Origin of the sequence: Anabaena sp. FACHB-595 (genome assembly GCF_048568275.1) — a bacterium.
Taxonomy (GTDB): Bacteria; Cyanobacteriota; Cyanobacteriia; order Cyanobacteriales; family Nostocaceae; genus Trichormus.
Genome location: NZ_CP183473.1, coordinates 3,553,166 through 3,575,977, shown reverse-complemented (window position 1 = coordinate 3,575,977; position 22,812 = coordinate 3,553,166). Strand labels below are relative to the sequence as shown.

25 protein-coding genes, 1 tRNA gene and 1 pseudogene are annotated in these 22,812 nt (G+C 42.1%); 13 read left to right on the top strand and 14 right to left on the bottom strand.

The genetic code is table 11. The features are described from left to right. Window positions 1–66 precede the first annotated feature (66 nt). Entirely contained in the window at window positions 67–753 is a 687-nt protein-coding gene (locus ACN222_RS14685) for a PHP domain-containing protein (RefSeq protein WP_010997091.1), read from the bottom strand. 583 nt (window positions 754–1,336) lie between these two features. Further along, window positions 1,337–1,543, bottom strand: coding sequence for a hypothetical protein (locus tag ACN222_RS14680; RefSeq protein WP_010997090.1), 207 nt, complete (start codon window positions 1,541–1,543; stop codon window positions 1,337–1,339). An 89-nt stretch (window positions 1,544–1,632) separates the two neighbouring features. On the opposite strand from ACN222_RS14680, the gene ACN222_RS14675 reads away from it, so the two are divergent. Then, complete coding sequence (locus ACN222_RS14675; RefSeq protein ID WP_126987049.1) at window positions 1,633–1,908, top strand: hypothetical protein; 276 nt, start codon at window positions 1,633–1,635, stop codon at window positions 1,906–1,908. Between the two features lie 183 nt (window positions 1,909–2,091). Here ACN222_RS14675 and ACN222_RS14670 read toward each other — a convergent pair whose 3' ends face one another. The 3 genes from ACN222_RS14670 to ACN222_RS14660 form a co-directional block, all read right to left on the bottom strand. Next, window positions 2,092–2,694: a superoxide dismutase gene (locus ACN222_RS14670; protein WP_010997089.1), complete on the bottom strand. Its 603-nt coding sequence runs from the start codon at window positions 2,692–2,694 to the stop codon at window positions 2,092–2,094. 822 nt (window positions 2,695–3,516) lie between these two features. Further along, window positions 3,517–5,121 (bottom strand): bifunctional pantoate--beta-alanine ligase/(d)CMP kinase, encoded by a 1,605-nt coding sequence (locus ACN222_RS14665; protein WP_010997087.1) that lies wholly within the window; start codon window positions 5,119–5,121, stop codon window positions 3,517–3,519. A 183-nt stretch (window positions 5,122–5,304) separates the two neighbouring features. Then, window positions 5,305–6,420 (bottom strand): septal ring lytic transglycosylase RlpA family protein, encoded by a 1,116-nt coding sequence (locus tag ACN222_RS14660; RefSeq protein ID WP_010997086.1) that lies wholly within the window; start codon window positions 6,418–6,420, stop codon window positions 5,305–5,307. A gap of 826 nt (window positions 6,421–7,246) precedes the next feature. On the opposite strand from ACN222_RS14660, the gene glsA reads away from it, so the two are divergent. Further along, a complete protein-coding gene (glsA, locus tag ACN222_RS14655; RefSeq protein WP_010997085.1) occupies window positions 7,247–8,251 on the top strand; it encodes a glutaminase A in 1,005 nt (334 codons plus the stop codon). A 33-nt stretch (window positions 8,252–8,284) separates the two neighbouring features. On the opposite strand, the gene ACN222_RS14650 is transcribed toward glsA, so the two are convergent. Together ACN222_RS14650 and ACN222_RS14645 are read right to left on the bottom strand one after the other, a co-directional pair. Then, window positions 8,285–9,517, bottom strand: a complete 1,233-nt coding sequence (locus ACN222_RS14650; RefSeq protein WP_010997084.1) for a murein transglycosylase A — start codon at window positions 9,515–9,517, stop codon at window positions 8,285–8,287. Then, the gene (locus tag ACN222_RS14645) at window positions 9,518–9,772 is read right to left on the bottom strand and encodes a hypothetical protein (RefSeq protein ID WP_010997083.1); all 255 of its coding nucleotides are present in this window, start codon (window positions 9,770–9,772) and stop codon (window positions 9,518–9,520) included. Window positions 9,773–10,422: 650 nt separating this feature from the next. Between ACN222_RS14645 and ACN222_RS14640 the strand changes: the two genes are divergently transcribed. From ACN222_RS14640 to ACN222_RS14625, 4 genes are all read left to right on the top strand, one after another. Further along, on the top strand, window positions 10,423–10,899 hold the full coding sequence (locus ACN222_RS14640; RefSeq protein WP_010997082.1) for a VOC family protein: 477 nt from the start codon (window positions 10,423–10,425) through the stop codon (window positions 10,897–10,899). 311 nt (window positions 10,900–11,210) lie between these two features. Next, the gene (locus ACN222_RS14635) at window positions 11,211–11,579 is read left to right on the top strand and encodes a cyclic nucleotide-binding domain-containing protein (protein WP_010997081.1); all 369 of its coding nucleotides are present in this window, start codon (window positions 11,211–11,213) and stop codon (window positions 11,577–11,579) included. Window positions 11,580–11,607: 28 nt separating this feature from the next. Then, window positions 11,608–12,402, top strand: coding sequence for a carbonic anhydrase (locus ACN222_RS14630; RefSeq protein WP_010997080.1), 795 nt, complete (start codon window positions 11,608–11,610; stop codon window positions 12,400–12,402). 173 nt (window positions 12,403–12,575) lie between these two features. Continuing rightward, entirely contained in the window at window positions 12,576–12,887 is a 312-nt protein-coding gene (locus tag ACN222_RS14625; protein ID WP_010997079.1) for an RNA recognition motif domain-containing protein, read from the top strand. Between the two features lie 296 nt (window positions 12,888–13,183). Here the strand turns inward: ACN222_RS14625 and ACN222_RS14620 are convergent, their stop codons facing one another. The 3 genes from ACN222_RS14620 to ACN222_RS14610 form a co-directional block, all read right to left on the bottom strand. Beyond that, window positions 13,184–13,642 carry a PPC domain-containing protein gene (locus ACN222_RS14620; RefSeq protein ID WP_044521553.1) on the bottom strand — a complete coding sequence of 153 codons (459 nt, stop codon included), beginning with the start codon at window positions 13,640–13,642 and terminating at the stop codon, window positions 13,184–13,186. 68 nt (window positions 13,643–13,710) lie between these two features. After that, on the bottom strand, window positions 13,711–14,400 hold the full coding sequence (locus tag ACN222_RS14615) for a ComF family protein (protein WP_010997077.1): 690 nt from the start codon (window positions 14,398–14,400) through the stop codon (window positions 13,711–13,713). A 6-nt stretch (window positions 14,401–14,406) separates the two neighbouring features. Further along, window positions 14,407–14,889, bottom strand: a complete 483-nt coding sequence (locus tag ACN222_RS14610; protein WP_010997076.1) for a GNAT family N-acetyltransferase — start codon at window positions 14,887–14,889, stop codon at window positions 14,407–14,409. 234 nt (window positions 14,890–15,123) lie between these two features. On the opposite strand from ACN222_RS14610, the gene ACN222_RS14605 reads away from it, so the two are divergent. Together ACN222_RS14605 and ACN222_RS14600 are read left to right on the top strand one after the other, a co-directional pair. Further along, window positions 15,124–15,423: a type II toxin-antitoxin system RelE/ParE family toxin gene (locus tag ACN222_RS14605; RefSeq protein ID WP_010997075.1), complete on the top strand. Its 300-nt coding sequence runs from the start codon at window positions 15,124–15,126 to the stop codon at window positions 15,421–15,423. 11 nt (window positions 15,424–15,434) lie between these two features. Further along, window positions 15,435–15,728 (top strand): HigA family addiction module antitoxin, encoded by a 294-nt coding sequence (locus ACN222_RS14600; protein WP_010997074.1) that lies wholly within the window; start codon window positions 15,435–15,437, stop codon window positions 15,726–15,728. Between the two features lie 105 nt (window positions 15,729–15,833). Here the strand turns inward: ACN222_RS14600 and ACN222_RS14595 are convergent, their stop codons facing one another. The 4 genes and pseudogenes from ACN222_RS14595 to ACN222_RS14580 form a co-directional block, all read right to left on the bottom strand. Continuing rightward, the gene (locus ACN222_RS14595) at window positions 15,834–16,241 is read right to left on the bottom strand and encodes a VOC family protein (protein WP_010997073.1); all 408 of its coding nucleotides are present in this window, start codon (window positions 16,239–16,241) and stop codon (window positions 15,834–15,836) included. Window positions 16,242–16,258: 17 nt separating this feature from the next. Then, window positions 16,259–16,858, bottom strand: a complete 600-nt coding sequence (miaE, locus tag ACN222_RS14590; protein WP_010997072.1) for a tRNA isopentenyl-2-thiomethyl-A-37 hydroxylase MiaE — start codon at window positions 16,856–16,858, stop codon at window positions 16,259–16,261. Between the two features lie 488 nt (window positions 16,859–17,346). Beyond that, window positions 17,347–17,805 (bottom strand): annotated as a pseudogene (locus ACN222_RS14585) (SDR family NAD(P)-dependent oxidoreductase); the annotation flags it as partial. A gap of 189 nt (window positions 17,806–17,994) precedes the next feature. Continuing rightward, a tRNA-Ser gene (locus tag ACN222_RS14580) sits at window positions 17,995–18,081 on the bottom strand. A gap of 106 nt (window positions 18,082–18,187) precedes the next feature. On the opposite strand from ACN222_RS14580, the gene ACN222_RS14575 reads away from it, so the two are divergent. The 5 genes from ACN222_RS14575 to ACN222_RS14555 all read left to right on the top strand — a co-directional run bounded on the left by ACN222_RS14575 (window position 18,188) and on the right by ACN222_RS14555 (window position 22,773). Continuing rightward, window positions 18,188–18,556, top strand: a complete 369-nt coding sequence (locus tag ACN222_RS14575; RefSeq protein WP_010997070.1) for a 2Fe-2S iron-sulfur cluster-binding protein — start codon at window positions 18,188–18,190, stop codon at window positions 18,554–18,556. Next, a complete protein-coding gene (locus ACN222_RS14570) occupies window positions 18,546–19,253 on the top strand; it encodes a thermonuclease family protein (protein WP_010997069.1) in 708 nt (235 codons plus the stop codon). The genes ACN222_RS14575 and ACN222_RS14570 overlap by 11 nt, the downstream gene beginning before the upstream one ends. 117 nt (window positions 19,254–19,370) lie before the next feature. Further along, window positions 19,371–20,183, top strand: coding sequence for an inositol monophosphatase family protein (locus ACN222_RS14565; protein WP_010997068.1), 813 nt, complete (start codon window positions 19,371–19,373; stop codon window positions 20,181–20,183). A gap of 240 nt (window positions 20,184–20,423) precedes the next feature. Further along, entirely contained in the window at window positions 20,424–21,374 is a 951-nt protein-coding gene (locus ACN222_RS14560) for a J domain-containing protein (RefSeq protein ID WP_044521548.1), read from the top strand. A 184-nt stretch (window positions 21,375–21,558) separates the two neighbouring features. Next, complete coding sequence (locus tag ACN222_RS14555) at window positions 21,559–22,773, top strand: ATP phosphoribosyltransferase regulatory subunit (RefSeq protein WP_010997066.1); 1,215 nt, start codon at window positions 21,559–21,561, stop codon at window positions 22,771–22,773. Window positions 22,774–22,812: the final 39 nt, after the last annotated feature.

The window sequence follows — 22,812 nt, the reverse complement described above, 5'->3', positions numbered from 1 at the left end:
GTAGCACTTGTGATTAGTCGCCCCTGGCTGTTTACACCAGGAGTTTTGTGCAAGCGGAACGCATCTTTATAACCGTTGGAGTAAGCTTAAACCGTGGGTATCAGTACCGCAAGTATTGAAAATGCCATACTCTTTGGCTAGATTTTGTATTTGTTCTGATTCAATCACACTGGGTTTCCACGGGTTGGGGTTGTTGTAGGCGTAATATGTTTCTACACCATCAATCCCATATCCAGCAGCCGCCGGAATCAAATCGAAGTGAGATTTTCGATAACGTGCTGGATGCGCCAATACCGCTATCCCTCCGGCTGCATGAATGGCCTCAATTACGTTACCTGCTTGATATTCTCTATCGGTTGTTATCTTTCTTTGCAGATAAGGTTTCAGACTAAAATGTTCTGGCTGGAAAGCATAAGCCAAAATGTGAACCTCTACATCCAATAAATTGGCATTAATTTCTACACCACTCCACAGGTGAGGAGTTGTTACACCCGGATTGTTCCATTTCCAGTTTTCTAACCAAGCTTGCGCTGCTTCATACCCACCTACAGTATGATGATCAGTGATTGCAAAACCTTGTAGTCCGATAGCGATCGCCTGCTCCATCAACACACTTGGCTGCAATCTACCATCCGAATAAACAGTGTGCATATGAAAATTAAATAACTTCGGACAACTTTGAGCATCAATTGTCTGAAATACTTGCTTTAATAGTTCGGTGGAAGCAGATGTTCGAGCAAAATTTATAACCATAACCCTCTCTGAATAAAAATACTCGATTTCTCACAGACCAGCACATCACACTTAAATAAAAGAGAAATACTTAGCACGTTAGATTAGTGCCAATTAGCAGAAATTTTTCAATATGTTAAGACTACGTTAGCAAATCTCAATGCTTCTGGTCATGAGTATTTCCAATTGCCTTCATAAGTAGCAGTGACGAATATTGCTATAACTACTATTTGCGTACTTAGGTAAATATTCAGATAAATAATCGTTAAATAATCTATTTTATAGAGCGATTGTAGCTTTCTTATACACGAGATTCTTTTTAAGAATGTATCAAATGTAACTTGACTTCTACTATGTTTTCAATTTACAGGAAGCTGAAATAGATTGTGATTGCTGGAGTATTCAACGGCGAAAGTTTACTAAATTTATAGTAAGCACTTTAGTACTCAAACATTTAAGCACTAAAGTGCTTACTAATAACACGCTTATCTGTAAATACTCCCGTGGCAGAATACTAGTACAGCGTGACCAAACTCAAAAAACCATTCTGACTATCCTGCAAAACCTGAAAGGATATTTTCCTCTCCCTCGCAGAGCTGACTCATCAAAAAACCTCATCTTCAACACCACGCCACCATTCACCCAAATTCATTAAATCTTCGTGAATATCTGCTAATTCCTCAGCGTAGACATTTGCGGGAATAGTATCTCGGTGTTCTTGTAATTTTTTCAAGCGTAGTTGCACCAATAGCCAAGGTTTAGCAATGCTATCAGTGGATTCCATGTATTGAGCCAGTTGTTTGCTATCCATATATTTCTGATGTTGATTGTCCAACTACTTTTAGGATATGTAATACTAATTGAAAATTCAAAATCTACTCCTACAGAAAATACAGCAATTTGCGAGTAAGTGAGGAACAGAAGACAAGAAATAAACTCAAGCATCATAGTGTTTATAACTTCTGCTTTGTCTGCGACACCCTCTGCAAACTTCCTCCTGTAGGAACCTACGGTGTACACACAAGTCTTGAAATAACGCCTAACGCTTGGTTTCGTCGTCTAGCTCTAGGCTGTGCGATCGCTCTGGAAGCCTGTCATTGCGAGGAGGAACGACGAAGCAATCACAAAAACTACAGGATGATGCGATTACTTCGCTCCGCTCGTAATGACAGTTAAAAGGGTCTTTACTGCTTGAAACCCTTGCAGATAGTACTTGTGTGTACACGGTAGCCTGTAGGAACTGGCAAATAACTAGAGAGCAAAGCAGCCACGACTCAATCGTGACTGCTTGTTTTGTTGAAGAAAAATTAATTATTGCTGCTGGAGAGATTCAGCAACAGCCCTCATCTGACTGGACAACTAAGCTTTAGCATAATTCGCAGCAGCAAAGTCCCAGTTAACCAAGTTATCTAAGTAGTTCTTGATAAAAGCTGGGCGAGCATTTCTGAAGTCGATGTAGTAGGCGTGTTCCCAGACATCCAAGGTTAAGAGTGCTTTTTGTCCATGAGCCAGGGGATTTTCGGCGTTTGGAGTTTTAGTGACTTTCAGTGTACCGCCATCATCAATTAGCCAAGCCCATCCGCTACCGAACTGAGTTGCAGCAGCGTTGGAAAATTCTTCTTTCAATTTGTCGAAGCTACCAAAGTCTTGGTTAATTTTGGCTGCGAATTCACCTGTAGGCGCGCCGCCACCTGCGGGCTTTAAAGAATTCCAGAAGAAGGTGTGGTTCCACACTTGAGCAGCGTTGTTAAAGATTCCAGCTTTAGAGGCATCCTTAAAGGCAATTTGGATGACTTCTTCTAAGGATTTATCAGCCAATTCTGTACCATCGGTGAGCTTGTTCAGGTTATCTACATAAGCTTTGTGATGTTTGCCGTAGTGATACTCGAAGGTTTCACCTTTCATGCCATACTGCTCTAAAGCATTAAAGTCGTAGGGTAGTGGTTCCTGTACAAATGCCATTTTGTGAAGTCCTCTCTTTAGCAGTTTCCATTTAAAAGCTATTGCAGCAGCCTGGGAAATTACAGGTTTGGTGCTGACTAGTTTTATATCCTTAAATCCTGGGATATAAAACTTAACATCGTCATTCTACTACCAAAGTGAAGATTCAGACAAAGTAGTTTTTTAATAAGTCAAAATCCGGTCAATCAATGACTATAAATAAACACGGCTAATACATTTGGGGTTAACCTTGATTAAAGTCTGTCAGTATGAAAATTATTGATGAACAGCATAAGACTTTTAAGCTTTCGTCTCCATCTCTCAGCAAAGGGACTACTAAGCTTACACCTTCATAACTCATCTTATTAGCAATGTGGGGTGCAAGATGATTGAAATTACTTATCAGGCGATATATCCCCGATCTTTCAAAAAAATCGGGGATATATTTACGCACAGCTACTAAGTAGGTTAATAAAAGTAATTGATTTAATCAAGAAATTGTTCTCTACAAATCTATTTAGATATCTCCTAATTTCAGAAACTTCCATCTTTAGAAATAGGATTGAATAGTTTTCTAATCTATCTAAAGTTAGATGAATGATATTTTAAGACAGTTAAAATTTTCACTAACTAGCATCAAGATAAAAGGCTGTGGAGGGTTTGTGTCATGAATCTGAGATTAGATATCAAAAAGCCCTGTCCCCTTATAGCTGAAGATTTTATCTTAGCTTGATGTCCTAATCTATCTGGCTACGGCCATAGCATAAAAAATAGGGAGTCAATGTTGTACACTTACTCCCTAATAAGTTGAAAAAATCCAAAACTAACAACAGTTGACCATGACTACCATTGAGACAAGCGTTGTTGGTAGTAATCAACAATTTGGCTAGCAACATCCGATATGCTGAGTCCATCTGTTTGCAGTTCAACTGCATCTGCTGCTTTTTGTAGAGGGGAAACTTTGCGAGTGCTATCTTTCCAATCGCGTTCAGCGATGTCTTTTTCTAGCTGTTCTAGACTGACTTCTGGTTGACCTTGTTTTTGAAAGTCTTGCTGGCGACGACGAGCGCGTTCACCCACGGAGGCGGTTAAAAAGATTTTTACTTCAGCGTCAGGAAATACGTGAGTACCAATATCTCTACCTTCAGCTACCAGTCCACCGCGTTTACCCCAGCGTTGTTGTTGCTTCACTAGCGCTTGACGTACAGCAGCTTGAGCAGCGATCGCCGATACTTGAGAAGTCACCTCAATCGTGCGAATGTTCTGGGTAACATCAGTATCATTAATCCAAACACGCACCGGAGATTGTAAATCTTGGCTAGGAGTTAGCTCGATTTTACACTTGCTCGCTAATTCAGCGATCGCGCAATCATCGTCAATGGCAATACCCTGTTGTAGCACCAACCAAGTCACAGCACGATACATCGCTCCTGTATCTAGATACACTAGACCGAGTTTAGTTGCTACTTGACGAGCCACGGTGGATTTTCCTGCACCGGCTGGCCCATCAATAGCGATGATAGGTTGGCGATCGCGCAAAATGGTATTGTCAATCAAACGTGTAGAGCCAAGACGAGCAGCGATCGCCAGCATTCCTTCCTCCTGAATTTTATCTAATGGCATTAACGTAGTCGGTTCAACCAATTCTATATATTCCACTAAAACACTACTAACCTTGGCTAATTCCTGCCGTACCACTTCTCGCAACCTACTGCTATAGCGGACACCTGCCTTAAATGCAGCCTCAGCTTGCAGCAAGCCACGATACAATACTGCTGCTTGCTGTTTTTCTTGAGCAGTTAAATACTGGTTGCGAGAGCTACAGGCTAAACCCGATGCTTCCCGCACAGTGGGACAAGCAACAATTTCTACAGGCAAATCTAAATCAGCCACCAGCCGTTTAATCACAGCTAACTGCTGACCATCTTTTTGACCGAAATAAGCTCGGTCAGGTTGTACCAAGTTCAAAAGCTTGGTCACAATCGTCGCCACACCCTGAAAGTGACCTAACCGAGAATGACCACACAAGCCAGATATCATAACAGATGGAGGGATTACTTGTGTAACTTGAGATTCTTGTATATTTTTCTGAGGTATGCCTAATTCTTCCGGAGAAGGGGCAAAAATCGCATCAACTCCCCCTTGCTCGCACAATTGTCGGTCTTGTTCTAAAGTGCGGGGATACCTTCCATAATCCTCATTTGGGCCAAATTGCAGAGGATTGATAAAAATACTCACAATTACAGTAGAGTTTTCGTGCCGCGCTCGTTCAATCAGGCTCAAATGGCCTTGATGTAAACTCCCCATTGTTGGCACCAGGCCAATCGCAGTTTGATACCAGCTAGTCATACTATCTAGTATCTGTTCTTCTGATGCTGTCAGCCGACTTTCCCAGCGACGTTTATTTAAATAGCAGCGTAAAGCCGCAACTGTTGTCAACAGGCGCACAAAAAAATACCCCTAGTTCCTCATTGAACCTCTCCCCCGTTAGTTTATATCTGAAATAGGGGTAAGAGATGAGTGAACTAGAGGAATTGGGGGTTGGGTATTAGGAATTGGGTACTGGGTCATGGGGGATACTGGTCTCCTGCTTTCCCTATCCCCTCATTTTCCCTTGCCAATCCCTAATCTCTATCTTCCCAAAACTTCAATCCTGACTGGTGCAACACCACTACCGATCATTCCTAACACTCTGGCTGCACCTGTGGATAAATCAATCACTCGGCCGCGAGTAAATGGGCCCCGGTCGTTGATTCGCACCACTACAGAACGACCGTTGCGGGTATTGGTAACACGAACTCTTGTGCCGAAAGGTAAGCTACGATGAGCAGCAGTCATGGCTTCTGGATTAAATCTCTCACCAGTAGCAGTTGGTCTGCCAGCAAACCCATCTCCACGTCCATAAAAGGAAGCTATCCCCTGAAAACTGAGTCTAATACTGCTAGCAATTCGCTGCGGCAGATTTGCTATTGGGTTTGACGAACGCTTTGGTGAGCGTGCTGGTAAATTAGCGATTTCTTTGAGAGGCGAAGCATTACCTACAAGTCTGCGGAGACGATTAGTTGCTTGCAACGCATCGTTAGCAAGGTTGTTGGTGGAATCTGCTAGCCTTGTGTTTTGATTAATTTCCACCAATTCTTGATTCTTGACTTTGATGGTGTAGCGCTCTGACTTTTGCTGACTGGAAGAACTTTTATTTTGAGATTGAGAGGCAACTAATGAAGAGTCTGCACCCTTCCAACTTACAGTAATCTGGTCAGCCTTGACATTATCCCTGATGAGCTGATTGATTTTTGCTGCTACTAAACTAGCTCTTTTAACGGGATCGTCGTTTTGCGAACGGTTCTGGATTCTGGCATCTGCTAAATTCCCCAGACTTGCCACCTGAACTGATTTCTCAGTATTAAGGGCGTACGGTTGCACGCCCTCATTATCTCCAATTGCTCCTACTTTTGTCTCCACGCTGGCAACTGGGTTAGAACTCACAAAGGTAAGAACTGGAATTTTCCGAATAAATAGGGTTGCCGCCCTACGACCTCCAAGGTTATGAGGATGAATGCTCGTAATCACAGCATCCGAGGTTCTTTTCCCTTCTGATGATTGAAACTCTCCTACCTTGACTGCATCACTAGCTAGGATTTGCTGTGCTGGTGCTGTAGCTTTAGTAGTTTGAGTCCGACCGACTGCGGGCGTACCCAAAACAGTTACAGATAGGGCAACAATAGTCCACAAATGTCTTTGATTCATGCGTCCGATTTTTAAAGCGACTGTAGAACAGCAGTTTTGTTAACTCATAAGAATTTGCTTCACTTTTAGTGGCAACTCCTAAAAATGCAAACTCGTTCCGCTTTCACTTTCTGTTTTATAACTCGCATCAGACTAACATGAACTTCTGGCGTTGGGGATCAGGGTTTTATCGTAGGGATCGGCGCTTTTCCCAAATTTGTTTTCTGATAATAAGCGTGAAACCTTGTTCAAATGCGGATTTCACCCATGTAGCGTTTTTTTCGATCTACCAAGGTTTTCTTAACAAAACTTAACAATTTCCTGGACAAAAATTGCCATAAAAATTGTCATAAATGACAGCATTATTGCTTAGACAATATGTGTATTCTCTAACTTATTATTTTATCTGATAGACATTATAATAATCAATTATAATACAAAAAAGTTATGTTAAACCTACTGAGTTAAGCTATGTTCATATTTCCTTTATATTAGCTTACACCTGATATATGTCAATAGTTACAGAGATAAATATTTTAAGGACAAATACTAGTGAGTATTTATCCTCAGCTAATTTTTATGATACATAGATATGTAATACTACTCTCAAATTAGTAAAAAAAACGTGATGCCAATGACAATTGACCACAGTAAAGCTAAGTAAAAAAAACTGCTTACTTTTGTAGCTTATTTATTTTTAAGTAAAACCTGAATTATATAGTGAGATAATGAAAAACTGGGCTTTAGTTTGAGTAGATTAACTTTTAAATGTATAAAATATAACTTTTACTCCAAAAGCCCCAAATTACTTAATAAAACGCAATTTTTGAGAGCAAGCTATTAGCTGATGAGCGATCAAGCCAATCAAGGAGATTTAGAAATACGTCCCTCTCCCCTATTAAAGGTGATCAACGATTTGCATTCTAAATACAAGTCACTCAAAGAGGGGATAGTAGCGAACTACATACCAGAGCTGGCCAAAGTCAACCCAGACCTGTTTAGTATTTCCATCGTTACAGTGGATGGTCAGGTTTATCAGGTAGGAGATTATCAACAACTATTTACTATCCAGTCTATTTCTAAAGTTTTCGCCTACGGACTAGCGTTAGAAGATCATGGACGGGATTATGTGTTGACTAGGGTTGGTGTAGAACCAACAGGGGAAGCATTTAACGCGATTATTTTGGATGAGCAGTCGAAGCGACCTTATAACCCAATGGTCAATGCTGGGGCGATCGCCACCACTAGTTTAATCAAAGGGGCTGGGGCAACGGAACGCCTCAATCGGGTACTAGAAATGTTTCGCCGATATATTGGTCATGATGTGTTTGTTGATATTTCCGTATTTACCTCCGAACGCAGTACAGGACACCGTAATCGGGCGATGGCACATCTCATGCTCAACTTTGGCATGATAGATAGAAATATAGAAGAAGCATTAGACCTATATTTTCAGCAATGCGCTGTGATGGTTAACTGTCACGATCTGGCGGTGATGGCCGCTACCTTGGCGAACAGGGGTGTGAACCCAATCACAGGAGAACAAGCGGTAAATAGTAGATATATAAAAGATATCCTCAGCGTCATGTACACCTGTGGGATGTACAACTTTGCTGGAGAGTGGGCTTATAAAGTCGGTATTCCGGCAAAAAGCGGCGTTTGTGGGGGAATTATGGCAGTTGTTCCGAATCTGATGGGAATTGCCGTGTTTTCTCCACCTTTAGATATTCGAGGTAACAGTGTGCGAGGAGTGAAGGTGTGCGAAGAACTTTCTCAGCAGTTAGGCTTACATCTATTTGAATGTATGAAAGTGGGAAATGGAGAATGGGGAGTGGGGAATTGTGAGTGTTGAGTTGTTATTCTCCCCTGCTCCCTGTTTCCTGGCCTATTTCCTCAACAACAAATAATAGAGTGAACCATGGCCACCTGTAACACCTGCGCGATCGCCTGCTTGTTTCCCAGTTCCCATGAAGTAATCTACTCTTCCTGGGCCTTTGATCGCATTACCAGTATCTTGATCTAATACATAGCGGCTGACAGTGCGATACTCCATTCTTCCACCAGCGACGGGAAAGGGAATAGAAGTATGAACAAGTGCTAGTGCGCCCGGAGGCATTAAAGATTTATCTGTGGCAATAGAACGTTCTGGGGTTACTGGTACGTTGATACTACCAGTAGCTGGCCTACTACCAGTTTCTTGGAAGAAAACAAATCTTTCCCAACGTGGTAAGTAGTTATTTAATTCCTCTGGTTGTTGGCGGAAGAAACTGATCATTTTTGGCATAGTCATCCCAGATAAGGGAAGTTTGCCATCTTTGGCCAGTTCTCGCCCAATACTAGTCCAAGGATAATCGGTTCCACCTGCATAGCCGATCGCGGTTCGCTGTCCATTAGTTAATTGAATTTGGGCAGAACCTTGAATTTGTACCATGTACGCATCTAGGCGATCGCTAAACCACAGCAATTCTGAGCCACGCAATGGGCCTGTATGCCCTTGTAAACCGTCTTCACCTTCCAGTTCCAGCCTTGTTGGGTGTGGTTTAGACCATTGCTGGAAATTAGATGGTAATCGATATAGAGGATATTTATATACGGAAGTTCTTACACGACTAGCTCTATAAACTGGTTGATAGTAAGAAGTAAACTTAACAGTACCCTTGCCGTCATTACCTACAGACTGGTAAAAAGCAAACTCTCGTCGCACCGCAGCTTGCAACTGGGCGGGAGTTCTAGAATTGACAACTAGTTGACGGAAACGTAACAAACTCCGCCGTACCCGACTCAGGGTAATTCCTCTGACTGGATAATTCTGATAAATTCGTTTGGCGGTATTCGTTTGTAAGTAACGCAAACTGTTGTCTATGGCTGCTAATAGCGCTTTGCGGTCACTGGCTCTACCTACACCAAAAATTTGCTCATCGAAACCCAAACAAGGATTTTGGGTAACACAGTTGTTACCAATTTCTACAAGTTTAAGGGGAGTTCGAGTTACAGGCGACGGTAGTTGAGGATTGCTAGGGAGTGGTGACGGGACATCAATCACCTGGGCTACTGCGATCGGATTTACCAAAGCAATTCCCAGACTTAAGGAAAACAAAGCAAGGGTTTTTCTTATCATTTAGTTGAATCTTTCAACACTAGAACTAAAAACAGGTTCTACTCGGATCGCTACAATCCGGGAAGGGCGCACAACCATATACTCCCCTTGAATATTCTTGATGGGTACGCTAATAAAATCACTAGAACCAGATTTGGGTACTAGTTCGCCACTATACCATTTTTGGAATTCCTGAATAGTGGGAAACCGTACTTCTTCTCGATGACCACTTTCCAACATCATGTGTACGGCGTATTCGTTTGGAGTTCTAGGCATAAGGTTGAATTCCTTAAAATATGTTCAACCTATTGTTAACCACGTTACACCAGAATGAAAAGGGTAAGCATACGGGAGCAAGATTTGCTTTTCGAGGAGAGGCAGAAATTAGAAACTCATCACACATTACTCCTGATAGTTCTTTCTCTTCCCGCCTATGACGGTTACTCAACTGGAGACAGTTCCCAGGAATTTGGAAATATGGGGTTTAGGGGTCAATACGGTTCGGATAAGCAGAGGAGGCAGGGGAGGAAAAGAGGTTATTTTCATAATGTTTCTCTTCCCCTGCTTCTCTTCTCCCCTTACTTCCCCTACCTGCCTTAACCAAGAAATCTCTTAACCGAACCGTATTGGTTTAGGGGTTTAAATCCCCGGCTTCTATCAAGCCGCAAGTGTTGTGGCGGGGTCTGTCTTACAAAGTTCATACGGAGGAAACCTCCGCTCTGACTTTGCGCTAAATCCCCATTACAACACGGAAAAAGCGAATGGCGTTGGCGTTAGCCTCTCGTAAGAGATACCGCAGGCTATTGCGAATTGGTTTAAATATTGCTGCTGATTCAGCTTTAAAAGCCATGATTGTTTTTTATCATGGATAATAAACTCTCAAAATATAGTTACACTTACATCTATGTAGGGAAATTTCTGCTGCTATGGTAACTACTGCTCAATCCCTAAACAGCGTGCTTTCACCGGGTAATCTGCGTAGAGTGCATCATATTGCTCTTAATGTTAAAGATATGCAGGCTTCCCGCCATTTTTACGGTACTATCCTGGGATTATATGAACTCACAGGCGATGAAGTACCAGCTACTTTGGTGGAACTTGTCGCCACTGGAAAAGTTGCTAACTTCGCCACCCCCGACGGTACAATTCTAGACTTATTTTGGACACCTGATTTAACACCAGCAAACCCAGACCCAGAACAAAGTTTTACTAGAGCCTACCATTTAGCATTTGATATTGATCCTGGGTTATTTGAGCAAGCAGTGGCAGTTGTGCGAGAAAATAAAATTGCGATCGCTCATGGCCCCGTCACTCGTCCAACTGGTAGAGGTGTTTACTTCTACGACCCCGACGGCTTCATGATTGAAATTCGCTGCGACCCACAATCAGGAACTAGCAAATAAAAAATATTAAAATTTCTAGTTGATTAATGTTAGTAAAGGCGCAGAAGTCAGCCTAACTGTTAGATTGGGCTAACTTCTGCTACACTCCTTGCATATATAAAAAATAACAGCGTTTAAAGTCTTTCAACTGCCAAATTGCCACAAACCTTTTTCAGTACTTGTCAATTTTTATACAGCATAAATGTTGAATTTAGATACTAATAAACATATTTCGGGGCTGATGCCTCAACAGAAAGTAGTATAATTTTTCCTGCTCTGATATTGCCTGTCCAAAGGCTGGAGCTAAAAATAAAAAATCTAGGTTTGTGCTTATGTTAAGTCCTGTAGTGACGATCGCCATCTTTCAAAAGCAACCCAATCCTCAGGTATTTTCAGCAGGTCAAGTCATCTTTGAAGAAGGACAAGCGGGTGATTATATGTACGGTATTGTAGAAGGAACTGTTGATTTATTGATCAACGGTAAGGTTGTAGAAACAATAGAGGCTGGAGAAATCTTCGGTACAGGTATATTAGTAGGAGTGAATCATCGGAACTATACAGCGATCGCTAAAACTGATTGTCAACTAGCTTACTTAGATGAGAAAAGGTTCTTATTCGCTGTCCAAGAAACACCAATGTTTGCTCTCAATGTCTTGAGAAATTACTCAGAACGTCTCAGCCGTTTGCAACGTTTAGTTTAATATCGCAGTATGTTTCAACCGCAGGGAAATGAGTAGTACTTTATATCGAAGGCAACTACTGAAATTATTGGGTATGAGTGTCTTGGGAACCTCATTTTCTAGTTGTGTCACATCTCCAGCTAGGGCAAAAACGGTAAACTGGGGATATATCGGCAAAGTAGGCCCAGAGCATTGGGGTGAGCTTTCCCCTGACTTTGCCCTTTGCCAAATAGGCAGAAAACAAACGCCGATTGATTTGCAGATTGCAGATGTGAAAGATGTCCACAGCAGCAGTCAAGATTTGTTAGTTACCAATTATCAGCCAACGGCATTACACCTAATCAACAACGGTAAAACAGTCCAAGTCAACTATCAACCAGGCAGTTATCTCAAGTATGCTCACCAAAAATTTGAGCTGCTTCAGTTTCACTTTCATCACTTCAGCGAACATCGGGTTGATGGGAAATTATATGATATGGAACTCCATTTAGTTCACCGGAGTAAATCTGGCGACTTAGCCGTTATGGGTATTTTCTTGCAAGCAGGAGCATTTAACCCGACGCTGCAAATTATCTGGGATGCCACACCTCAAAACCAAGGAACAGACAAAAGAATAGAGGATATAAATATAGACGCTTCCCAATTTCTCCCAGCACAACACAGATTTTTTACTTATTCTGGCTCTCTGACAACCCCACCCTGTTCAGAAAATGTTCTCTGGTGCGTAATGGCGACACCTATCGAAGCCTCTCCTGCACAGATAGCTAAGTTTAGTCAAATGTTTCCCCAAAACGCACGTCCAGTGCAACCTCTCAACGATCGCCTAGTTATCGAAGCCATTTAAAATTTTTCTGTCAACTTCCCCGGATTTTGTGTTGCTATGTCATACTAAGAGATGAGAATTAATTCGGCGACCGCGTTTGTTTTGAGTATTGACAGGCTTTTCCCTTTTGGTATTTACAGACATTTCTCCGAAATCTCAATCCCTAGACACTTCTGATTTTGGAGACAATAAATATGTCTATTTATGTTGGTAATCTTTCTTACGACGTTACAGAAGAAAGCTTGAATGCCGTATTTGCAGAATATGGTTCTGTAAAGCGGGTTCAGCTACCTGTAGACCGTGAAACCGGCCGTGTACGCGGCTTTGGATTCGTGGAAATGGGCAGTGATGCAGAAGAAACAGCAGCAATTGAAGCACTTGACGGTGCTGAGTGGATGGGACGCGACCTTAAAGTAAATAAGGCTAAACCCAGAGAAGACAGAGGCGGTTCTAGGGGTTCCTTTGGCGGCAATCGCAGCAACAACAACTTCCGTAACCGCTATTAAGAAAATATAGATTTGAAGTGGAGAACAGGGAATGAAGAAGTAGTTATTTCTACCTCCTAACTTCCCAAAATTTTAATGCTCCTTTTGAACAAAACTTATCACTAAATATCGGCTCAGGCAAGAATGCTTGAGCCTTTTTGATGTAACATCTGCAATTATAGCCGTAGCCAAATAGGTTAAGACATCAAGCTAAGACAAAACCTTGACAACACAAGGCTTTCAAGCCTGTCAACCGTCAACAGCCATAACACCTCATACCAGTCTTTCTGAATTACAAATTAGTATGATTTTGCTATTTATTTCATTGGTTGCAACTTAGTCACCTTGAGTTTAAAAGGCCCAACCCCAGTTTCACCAAAAGACCGGACACGAATAATAAAAGTCCCTGTTTCATTGATGCGGGTAAACAGTAGAGAATTGCTAGTGCCATCGGGGCCGTCATCATTTTCTGCTAATGTTGAGCCATCAGGTGCAAGTAGTGTGATGATACTGTCAAAACTTTCTGAAGATAAATCAACTGCTAGATTATCCCCCTTATTCAGCTTGACCGCATAGTCACGGGCAAATCCACCCTGACCTGTGGGAATGTCTTTATCTGAAAGCGCATCAGAAAGTTCTTTAAACTCAGTCAACAAGATAGGACTGTACAACTTACTTTGAGCAAATGCTGCTGTTGTACTGATGGCAATTGCCATTAACGTAGCGGGAAATATATTTATTCTTGTGAAATTTTTAGTCAGAAATTTACTGATCATTGTAAGTGATGTTCCCACAACAACTGGGTGGTTTGGTTAATTATAGATTTCCCAGAGATAGCTTGCCATTAATTTTTGATGTATCTATCTTTTACAGCACTGGCTGTAGTTGCTAACCCTAAGACAGTGATTTCATTTTGACGCAGTATCTGCACGGCAGATTTAACAGTAGCACCAGTGGTGTAAATATCATCTATTAACAATACTGGGCTTTTTGGGCAGCTATGACGAAAATCTTGACCAATTGCAAAAGCTTCAGCCAAGTTATTTTCTCGTTCAGATACTGATAAACCAAACTGCGCTGTTGTCTGGCGCACTCTCGCCAAACCATTTAGTTGCAATTTTAGTCCAGTTGTTTGGCAAAAGCTTTGAGCAATTAAGGCTGCTTGATTGTATCCTCTTTGTTTTTGCTTGCTGGGGTGGAGTGGGATCGGTACAACTAAAATTTGTGTTGTTTGATGAAGAGAATGTAACAACCAAGTTTCTCCTAGCCATTGTCCCAAAGGACGGGCAATTTGGGGTTGATTATCGTACTTCATCAGTGCGATCGCTCGTTTGAGAGTACCACCATACAAACCCCAGCTAAATACGGGTATCGGCTGTTTCCACAAAGCATGAGGGTGTTTATGATGGCATTTTTGTAATTGTCTGGTGCAGTTAGGACACAATTCAGTAGATGTAGGTCTTTGACACAGAGGACAGTTAGATTGCAAAAACAGGTCAAGCAGACCTTGAAAGTGGCGACTCCATGTTGGCATTTAAAGCTACTTGAGGAATTTGACATAGACGCGATCGCACCGCGTTGTTTCCACTCCCGTGGCTGGTTGGTAGCCATGATTTTCATATAGCTTGACTGCTTCTACCAAAACACTGGCTGTTTCAATCCAAATTTCTTGAAAACCACGAGAGGTGATCGCTGCTTCTAACTGTTGTAACAAATATTTCCCCAAACCCAAACCCCTAACACTGGGTAAAAGATACATTTTCCTGATTTCTACAGCCTTTTCCCCGCGATTTACAGGGTAGTATGCCCCAGTACCTACTATTTGGCTTTGGTGTTCAATTACCCAAAACTCACCCCCAGTTGCTAAGTAACATTCTTCTACTTGCAACACATCGCGGTCTGCACCTTTGGGTTCCCAACCTAAACCGTATTCTGATAATACGTAACTGATGACTGAGGAGGCTTTAGTGCGATCGCTTTTTTGCCAGTTACGAATTAAGAAGTCTTGATAGTAGCTGTTCATTACCGTTTGTGGGTCAGGTTTTTACAGAAAAGTCTTCTGGATCTATTCCCAATTTACCCAGCATATAGCTTCTCCTGTTGATTTTAGCTCAGGTGACACTTGCAAAGCACGGATTTTATCTATGTAAGACAACAGTTGTTGCGTTGGTGACGATAGAGGCGATCGGATTAATTTTTTGTGCTAAGATTATTATGGGTTACGTAACACATAACTATTATTACATAACCATTTAATATGTCTCCATCAGATGAATACCCTAAATATAAAGATAAAAGGACGGAGAAATTTGCTTTAGGAGAAAGGGTTAAAGAGTTTCAATCTTTTGAGAGACAAGCACAAAAACGATTAGATATTATAGATGCAGCCCCTAATAAGGAAGTGCTAATGCAACTACCAAGTAATCGTTTTGAGTCATTAGGAGGCGATAGAAAAGGTCAGTACAGTATCCGAATTAATGAGCAGTGGAGAATTTGTTTTAACTGGCCTGATGATTTTCTTAAGCCCTTCAACATAGAGATTACAGATTATCACTGAAGGAGAGATAAATGGCACGCCCACCAATCCACCCCGGAGAAATTCTTGCTGACGAAATTACTGAACTCGCTATGACTGCGAGTGATTTAGCGCGTGTTCTCCATGTTCCCAAAAACAGAATTACTGAAATCATTAATGGCAGACGAGGGATAACAGCCGATACAGCTTTGCGATTAGGACAATATTTTGGAACTGGTGGAGAATTCTGGTTAAATCTTCAAAAGAATTATGAGCTAAGGTTAGCTGAACAAACATCAGGGAAAGAAATACAAGAAACTATTTGTCCTCGTATCTTAGTATCTTGAATTGATCATAGAGTCTTAAAATTTGGTAAATGGATAAGCGGCAGTTCTTAATCGGACATGATTAGCAACTACCAATTACCCATTACCACTCTTTAATTAATAATGTTAATTAACATTGCTCATATTGCTAAAAATTTCAATTAAATTACCATCAGGATCGCGGAAATGTGCTGTTCTTAATCCCCATTCTGGACGGTTTAGAGGTTGTGTGACAATGATTGCATTATGGTCTTTGAGATGATAATAAAACTCATCTACGTTATCTACAGCGAAAACTAAAGCTACTTTGTTCTGACATTCAATCGCTGAAGGTTGATAAGCACTGGGGACAGCTTCCGCCATTAATTCTTTTCTGAACAAAGCTAACTTAATAGAGTCGCCGGTATGTAACTCAGCATAACCACTATTTTCGTCACCCCAATCGATAAAAAATCCGAGTGCATCTCGATAGAATAAAAAACAATCTTTGTAGTTGGAGACAAGCAACCTGATATGTGTTAACTGTATCTGCATATTTATTGGTGATTATACTAACTATGAATTCTAGGTTCTGGGTGTAAATTTTCCAGTAACTCACTTTCAACAATAGCTAATTCATCGAGCCTTTGACTAACAATTTCCCGGTCAAAGTAAGTATCCGCTAAAACCCAATATGTACCAAAGTGTCGCGCCTCTGAGGCCATCAAACCTTTATAAAACTTGGCTAGTTCTGGTTCGGGACAGTGTGTAGCTAATAAGCCTAAGCGTTCGTGACTTCGTGCTTCGATTAAACCAGTCACGAGTAAGGAATCTAAAAAGCGTTCGGGTTCGTTGGTACGTGCAGCCGCTTTTAAGCCAGCGCCATAGGGAGGAGGGGGTAGGGGTGCTAGGGGTATATTGCGGCGTTCTAGCCACTGATTTACCAGTTCAAAATGTTCTAATTCTTCACGGGCGATCGCCGTTAATTCCCTTACCATTTTGGTATTGGATGGGTAGCGAAACATAAAATTTAAAGCCACACCCGCCGCTTTGCGTTCGCAGTGGGAGTGGTCAAGCAATATGATATCTAAGTTAGCGATCGCTTGTTCTATCCAAGCCTCACTCGTAGTTTGCTTTAGTACATTGATTTTTGGTAACACGGGGGTAAGCACAGGACGAAAAAACTATCAAAATTGTAACTCCAGCACATTGATTGTAATGTGAGTGGCTGGCTTTTCGGTTATCTGCGTCAAAAAAGTGCTGTTATATTTTCTCTCTAGCTCAAATAAATAAATCACCAGGGCGGAGGAAAAGACCTAACTCACTTCACAATCCTTGCTTTTAATCAGCTTAAACTGCACTTAGTTAGTTATAATTCCCAACACTCTGGTGTTGATTAAGCGGAAAATTCCGCAATTAGGGTAAAAGTAAAGGGCTTAGAAAGCATATAACAGTCATCTTAAAAGTATTGTATCAAGACACACATTTTTATTTAGTTTTTAGAGTCTCTCAGAAGCACTATTCCTATCGCATTAAGACTTACAGATAATTGGAGATTCATGGTATCAATCAATCATGACAATGGATAAAATTATCGACATTGCACACCCTACAAAAACTTAAATATATTTAATAATCATATTTAATTCCTAATATTTCATTACCAATCTATTGGCTGGCGATCGCGGAAGAAACCACCAGAAGCACCACCATCAGGAAGAGTTGCTAGCCAGACGATTGTATCAACTCCCTCTTCAGGGGTTCGTGGTGCATCTTTCCCACCCATATCAGTTTTAACCCAACCAGGACACACAGAATTAACTAAAATATTCGTCCCTTTTAATTCACTGGCAAAAATTCGCATCAGTGCATTTAAGGCTGTTTTGGAAATGCGATATGTGGGTATACCCGAACCCATATCAGTTAACTGTCCAGCGCCGGAAGAAACATTGACAATTCGACCATAGTTTTGTTCCTGCATTAAGGTTATTAATGCCTGAGTTACTCGCAAAACTCCATAAACATTTGTATCTATTGTTTGTTGTAAAGTCTCTATTTTTGTATGCAAAATGCTGTTATTACCTGTTTGAGAATCCATATAGATGGCTGCATTGTTAAGTGAAGCGAGTAATCCATACGAGATTGTTTGGGTGATCTATCGAATTGTGAGTAATATCAAACTCGACCGACTACCAATCCCAAACAAGCGGTTGTTTTAAATTAAATTTTAGTAATATCTAAGAATCAGTTTCACCCAACTATTGGTAGAGTTTGGGTGAAAACTATATATTTAAACTAGGCTGAATAACGGAGAGATAGGGATTTGAACCCTAGAATACGTTTCCGCATTACAGACTTTCCAGGTCTGCGCCTTAAACCACTCGGCCATCTCTCCAGATGTCACGATTTACTATTGTACGCTGAAACTCTAAAAAATGCAAAGATAAAGAAAGAAATTTTTTAGAGCAATCTGAAAGTCCCAATCAAAATCCCGAACCAAGATGTCCGAGACACACACAGTTAAAGTACGCGATCGCGCCACTGGCAAACAGTATACCCTAAAAGTACCAGAAGACCGATATATCTTACACACGGCCGAACAACAAGGGGTGGAATTGCCATTTTCTTGTCGCAATGGGGCTTGCACCACTTGTGCTGTCAGGGTCGTATCTGGTGACATTTATCAACCAGAGGCAGTGGGATTATCCCTAGAGTTGCGTCGTCAAGGTTATGCTTTGTTATGCGTCAGTTATGCCCGTTCTGATTTGGAAGTAGAAACACAAGACGAAGATGAAGTTTATGAGCTTCAGTTTGGGCGCTATTTTGCCAAGGGAAGAGTGAAAGCCGGTTTACCCTTAGATGAAGAGTAAAAGCAAGATGAATAACCAGGGTGCAGAGGGCAGGGGTCAGGAAGAGAAGCCGCAAGGAGGGTTTCCCTCCGGGCGAACTTCCCTACGGGACGCTACGCGAACGGGGGCAGGAGGTAGGGGGGAAAGCTTCCTTCGCTCCACCTGCACCCTAACCCACTTCCCACGCTTCCTCACCTGGGTACAAAAACTCGCCATGTTCGCCTGTCTATTACTGCTGGTGAGTTGTCAAGCCAAAAATCCTGCCACAACGGCAACTCAGGTCAGGATCGCGCGGGTGGTGAGTGGCCAGACTTTAGAAGTTGTGGGCATGGCGGAACAACCAAATTTAATTTCTCAAGTGCGATTAATTGGCGTGGATGCACCGGATTTGCGCCAACGTCCTTGGGGCAATCAGTCCAAGGAATTTTTAGAACAATCCATAGGCGATTTAGACAAACCTGTAATGTTGGAGTTTGATCTTGAAGCCAAAGACACAATTGGTCGGACGTTGGCTTACGTGTGGAAAGATGACAAGTTATTAAATGAACAGGTAGTTAAACAAGGGTATGCTTTGTTTGTAGAGCGATCGCCTAACCACAAATACGATCAGCGTCTAGAACGCGCCCAACAATGGGCAAGAATCATGGGTCAAGGTATTTGGAGTTCCGATAAACCCATGCGTCAAACACCTACTGAGTTTCGTCGCCTGAATCGTTAGGAAATAGGAGGCTGGGGATCAGACAACTGTAGGGGCGGGTTTACAGATATCCTCACTCTCGGACGATGATCTTCATAAACCCGCCCTTACTAACAACTGACAACTGACTAATGACTAATGACTAATTTACAAACTTTTCTCGATATTGCGACAGAAGCCGCCTTGGCTGCGGGGGCGGTTTTACAGGGTTATTTGGGTAAGTTAGAGGACGCAATCACGGAAAAAGGTCGTCCTGGTGATTTAGTGACCGCCGCCGATAAAGCCTCAGAAGCGGTAGTTTTAGAAATTATTCGTCGTCACTTTCCTCAACACTCCATTTTGGCTGAGGAGTCGGGAAAGTTGGGGAATCAAGATAATGAATATCTTTGGGCGATCGATCCCTTAGATGGGACGACTAATTACGCGCACCAATACCCAGCTTTTTGTGTGTCTATTGGGCTATTAATTAACGGTGTACCCCAGGTTGGTGTGATTTACGACCCATTTCATGATGAGTTATTCCGGGGGGCTGCTGGTTTGGGTGCAACACGCAATCGTCGTCCTATCAAGGTTTCTGATACTTCAGAATTGAGTAAAAGCTTGTTGGTAACTGGATTTGCCTACGATCGCCGGGAAACACCAGATAATAACTATGCAGAATTTTGCCACCTCACTCATCTCACCCAAGGCGTAAGGCGTAGCGGTTCAGCCGCCTTAGATTTAGCCCACGTAGCTTGTGGTCGTGTCGATGGTTATTGGGAACGAGGAATATCTCCTTGGGATGTTGTCGCTGGGGTGATTCTATTAGAGGAAGCGGGCGGCAAAGTTACTGCCTATGATAGTACTCCCTTAAAAATTGCCACTGGCAGAATTCTGGCAACGAATGGTTCTATTCACGACAATCTGAGTCGGGCATTAATGCAAGTACCGCCACTATCGGCTTGGGAATAAGATAATTGGTAATTGCTAGCAGCTATGGTTTAATCTACATAATCTCTACGAGAAATCACTGATAAAAACCTATGCTTTCTTGCCGCCTTCCCTTTGCCCCCGCCACTTGTACTCTGCCTCCTTAATAGATGAAGATTCACCAAAGAGTAGTAAATAATTTCTATAGACCACTGACGTTTACCCGATCAAGCGCAGTAAACTAGAAAAAATCTTACGCCTTCCTTGGTGCAAAACCGCTATATGTCTCTGAGAATAGATCGTGGATTATTTAAATATGATTTCATAGACCATCACGCAATCTTGTGTGTAGCTGTTGATGCAGATGCTAAAGAAATCCGCAAGCGATATCTGAAAATTGCTCGCCATTTACACCCTGATAGCAGTACTATCGTCACCGAGACAGAAAAAAAATTAGCTAGCGAATTATTATCAAAGTTGGTAAATCCAGCTTATGAGACACTATCAGTAGAACGAACTCGTTCAGAGTACATTATTGTTTTATCCCAAATAGGTAAGCGTTTATTACAGGAATCAGCTTCCATTGAACTGACTACTGATTTAGCTAAACAGTTAGCATCTGCCCCCAATTTTGATTTACTTTATAAAAGTGCGATCGCTAAAATGGGGGAAACTCAATATAACTCGCTCAAAGAGGCAATTCCCATCATTTCCCAAATTAGCGAGTTGAATTTAGTTTACTTGATGCGGACTGCGGGGAAAGCTCTTGCCGCACCAGCACCAGCCGCTAAATCCACAGTTAGCTCAACCTCCACTCAGCCAACCAACAACTCTGCACCACCCCCACCAGAACTACCAAAAGAAGATTCGTCTGTTGACCAGTATTTGCGCCGCGCTCAAACTTTGATTGACAAAAACCAATTCCCCCCAGCCGAAGTAGAGTTGAAAGATGCGCTGAAGATAGCTCCTAAGAGCAGCCGTTGTCATAGCTTGCTGGCTTTTATATATCTGAAGCAAAATAAGCTGAAAATGGCAAAAATTCATTTCGATAATGCCCTAAAATTAGACCCCAATGATCAAACAGCGTTGACATGGAAACCTAAAATAGATAAGGCTCTAGGTCAACAATCTAGTAGCTCTAATGTCAATGCACCTTCCAGTAATGGCGATAAACAGTCAGATAAATCTGGAGGTGGTTTGTTTGGTGGCTTGTTTGGTGGGAAGAAAAAATAGTCAGCGACTCACCCTAAGCGCTATTGCATGATGGTGGAATTTTGCCCCTAACCTCCGGGATGGGACGATACAAAAGCTGACATTGACGCGCTACTAGCAAATTTACTACCAACCACAAGGTGCTGAAGACGAATATTTCTAGCCGCGTTTCAATCAGCGTGGGGAATCACATAACGGAGGATGAATGGTGTATCAACCAGCAGCGGGAGCCAGGGATTTATTACCTTTAGATGTGGCTCAAAAACGCTGGATTGAAGATAAGTTACAACAAGTGTTTCACCGTTGGGGTTATCACAGAATCATAACCTCAACGCTGGAACGCATGGATACCTTGATGGCGGGTGAAGCAATTCAACGTCAGATGGTGATTCAACTACAAAATTCTGAAGATGAAGAGTTGGGATTGCGTCCAGAGTTGACGGCTTCTATTGCTCGTGCTGTTGTTACGCGCATGGCAAATCTGCGTCATCCCCAGCGCCTTTACTACAATGCCAACGTCTTTCGTCGCATCTGGGAAAATAGGCATAATCGCCAGCAAGAGTTTTATCAAGCTGGTGTGGAATTATTGGGTGTCGGTGGACTGTTGGCCAATGCGGAAGTGTTGCTGTTGGCGGGTAATTGTTTGACAGCATTGGGTTTACAGGATTGGCATTTAATTTTAGGTGAAGCGGGAATCACCCGATCGCTTTTAGATGCTTTTCCCATCAATTTACGTGCTAAAGTGCGTAGTGCGATCGCTCACCTTGACCGCATTACAATAGACACACTCCCCTTAACTGACGAACTGCGCGAACGTGCCAGAATCATGCTGGATTTGCGAGGAAACAGCGCCGATGTGTTGCAGAAAGTCAGTAGCCTCAATTTAGATGCAGAACAGCAAGAGGCGGTCAATAACCTCAAGTCTCTAGTAGAGTTATTAGAATCTGGGGGTAAATTTCCGATAATTCTCGACCTGAGTCTGATTCAAACCATAGACTACTACACTGGTCTTGTATTTGAGATTGTCAACAATACTGATTCACAAGCAAGAGTTTTAGGGCGGGGTGGACGCTACGACCAGCTTTTAGGGTTGTATCATCCCCAAGGAGAAAATATTCCGGGGATTGGATTTGTCCTGAATATTGAAGACTTATACCAAGTTCTTTTATCTACACAGCAATTACCACAGGAAACCCCAGCTAGTGATTGGTTAGTCGTGCCAGAAAACCCAGCAGCCCATAGTGCGGCTTTTGCCTACGCTCAAAAACTACGTGAATCTCCTGATTTAGTTAGAGTAGAATTAGACTTGGGTAGCACAGATAGAGCAACCATTAAACAATATGCCCGCGATCGCAGTATTGCCCAAATCGCTTGGATCAAAGCCGACGGATCACCAATAATTGAAAAGGTGAGTCAGTAGTTTAGAGTCTGAAAATCTGCTGAGAGTTGACCAATGACT

Bases quoted from the DNA above. Each gene is read 5' to 3' on its own strand.
- ACN222_RS14685 (WP_010997091.1), bottom strand. From the start codon at position 753: ATGGTTATAAATTTTGCTCGAACATCTGCTTCCACCGAACTATTAAAG.
- ACN222_RS14680 (WP_010997090.1), bottom strand. From the start codon at position 1,543: ATGGATAGCAAACAACTGGCTCAATACATGGAATCCACTGATAGCATT.
- ACN222_RS14670 (WP_010997089.1), bottom strand. From the start codon at position 2,694: ATGGCATTTGTACAGGAACCACTACCCTACGACTTTAATGCTTTAGAG.
- ACN222_RS14660 (WP_010997086.1), bottom strand. From the start codon at position 6,420: ATGAATCAAAGACATTTGTGGACTATTGTTGCCCTATCTGTAACTGTT.
- glsA (WP_010997085.1), top strand. From the start codon at position 7,247: ATGAGCGATCAAGCCAATCAAGGAGATTTAGAAATACGTCCCTCTCCC.
- ACN222_RS14650 (WP_010997084.1), bottom strand. From the start codon at position 9,517: ATGATAAGAAAAACCCTTGCTTTGTTTTCCTTAAGTCTGGGAATTGCT.
- ACN222_RS14645 (WP_010997083.1), bottom strand. From the start codon at position 9,772: ATGCCTAGAACTCCAAACGAATACGCCGTACACATGATGTTGGAAAGT.
- ACN222_RS14640 (WP_010997082.1), top strand. From the start codon at position 10,423: ATGGTAACTACTGCTCAATCCCTAAACAGCGTGCTTTCACCGGGTAAT.
- ACN222_RS14635 (WP_010997081.1), top strand. From the start codon at position 11,211: ATGTTAAGTCCTGTAGTGACGATCGCCATCTTTCAAAAGCAACCCAAT.
- ACN222_RS14630 (WP_010997080.1), top strand. From the start codon at position 11,608: ATGAGTAGTACTTTATATCGAAGGCAACTACTGAAATTATTGGGTATG.
- ACN222_RS14625 (WP_010997079.1), top strand. From the start codon at position 12,576: ATGTCTATTTATGTTGGTAATCTTTCTTACGACGTTACAGAAGAAAGC.
- ACN222_RS14620 (WP_044521553.1), bottom strand. From the start codon at position 13,642: ATGATCAGTAAATTTCTGACTAAAAATTTCACAAGAATAAATATATTT.
- ACN222_RS14615 (WP_010997077.1), bottom strand. From the start codon at position 14,400: ATGCCAACATGGAGTCGCCACTTTCAAGGTCTGCTTGACCTGTTTTTG.
- ACN222_RS14610 (WP_010997076.1), bottom strand. From the start codon at position 14,889: ATGAACAGCTACTATCAAGACTTCTTAATTCGTAACTGGCAAAAAAGC.
- ACN222_RS14605 (WP_010997075.1), top strand. From the start codon at position 15,124: ATGTCTCCATCAGATGAATACCCTAAATATAAAGATAAAAGGACGGAG.
- ACN222_RS14600 (WP_010997074.1), top strand. From the start codon at position 15,435: ATGGCACGCCCACCAATCCACCCCGGAGAAATTCTTGCTGACGAAATT.
- ACN222_RS14595 (WP_010997073.1), bottom strand. From the start codon at position 16,241: ATGCAGATACAGTTAACACATATCAGGTTGCTTGTCTCCAACTACAAA.
- ACN222_RS14575 (WP_010997070.1), top strand. From the start codon at position 18,188: ATGTCCGAGACACACACAGTTAAAGTACGCGATCGCGCCACTGGCAAA.
- ACN222_RS14570 (WP_010997069.1), top strand. From the start codon at position 18,546: ATGAAGAGTAAAAGCAAGATGAATAACCAGGGTGCAGAGGGCAGGGGT.
- ACN222_RS14565 (WP_010997068.1), top strand. From the start codon at position 19,371: ATGACTAATTTACAAACTTTTCTCGATATTGCGACAGAAGCCGCCTTG.
- ACN222_RS14560 (WP_044521548.1), top strand. From the start codon at position 20,424: ATGTCTCTGAGAATAGATCGTGGATTATTTAAATATGATTTCATAGAC.
- ACN222_RS14555 (WP_010997066.1), top strand. From the start codon at position 21,559: ATGGTGTATCAACCAGCAGCGGGAGCCAGGGATTTATTACCTTTAGAT.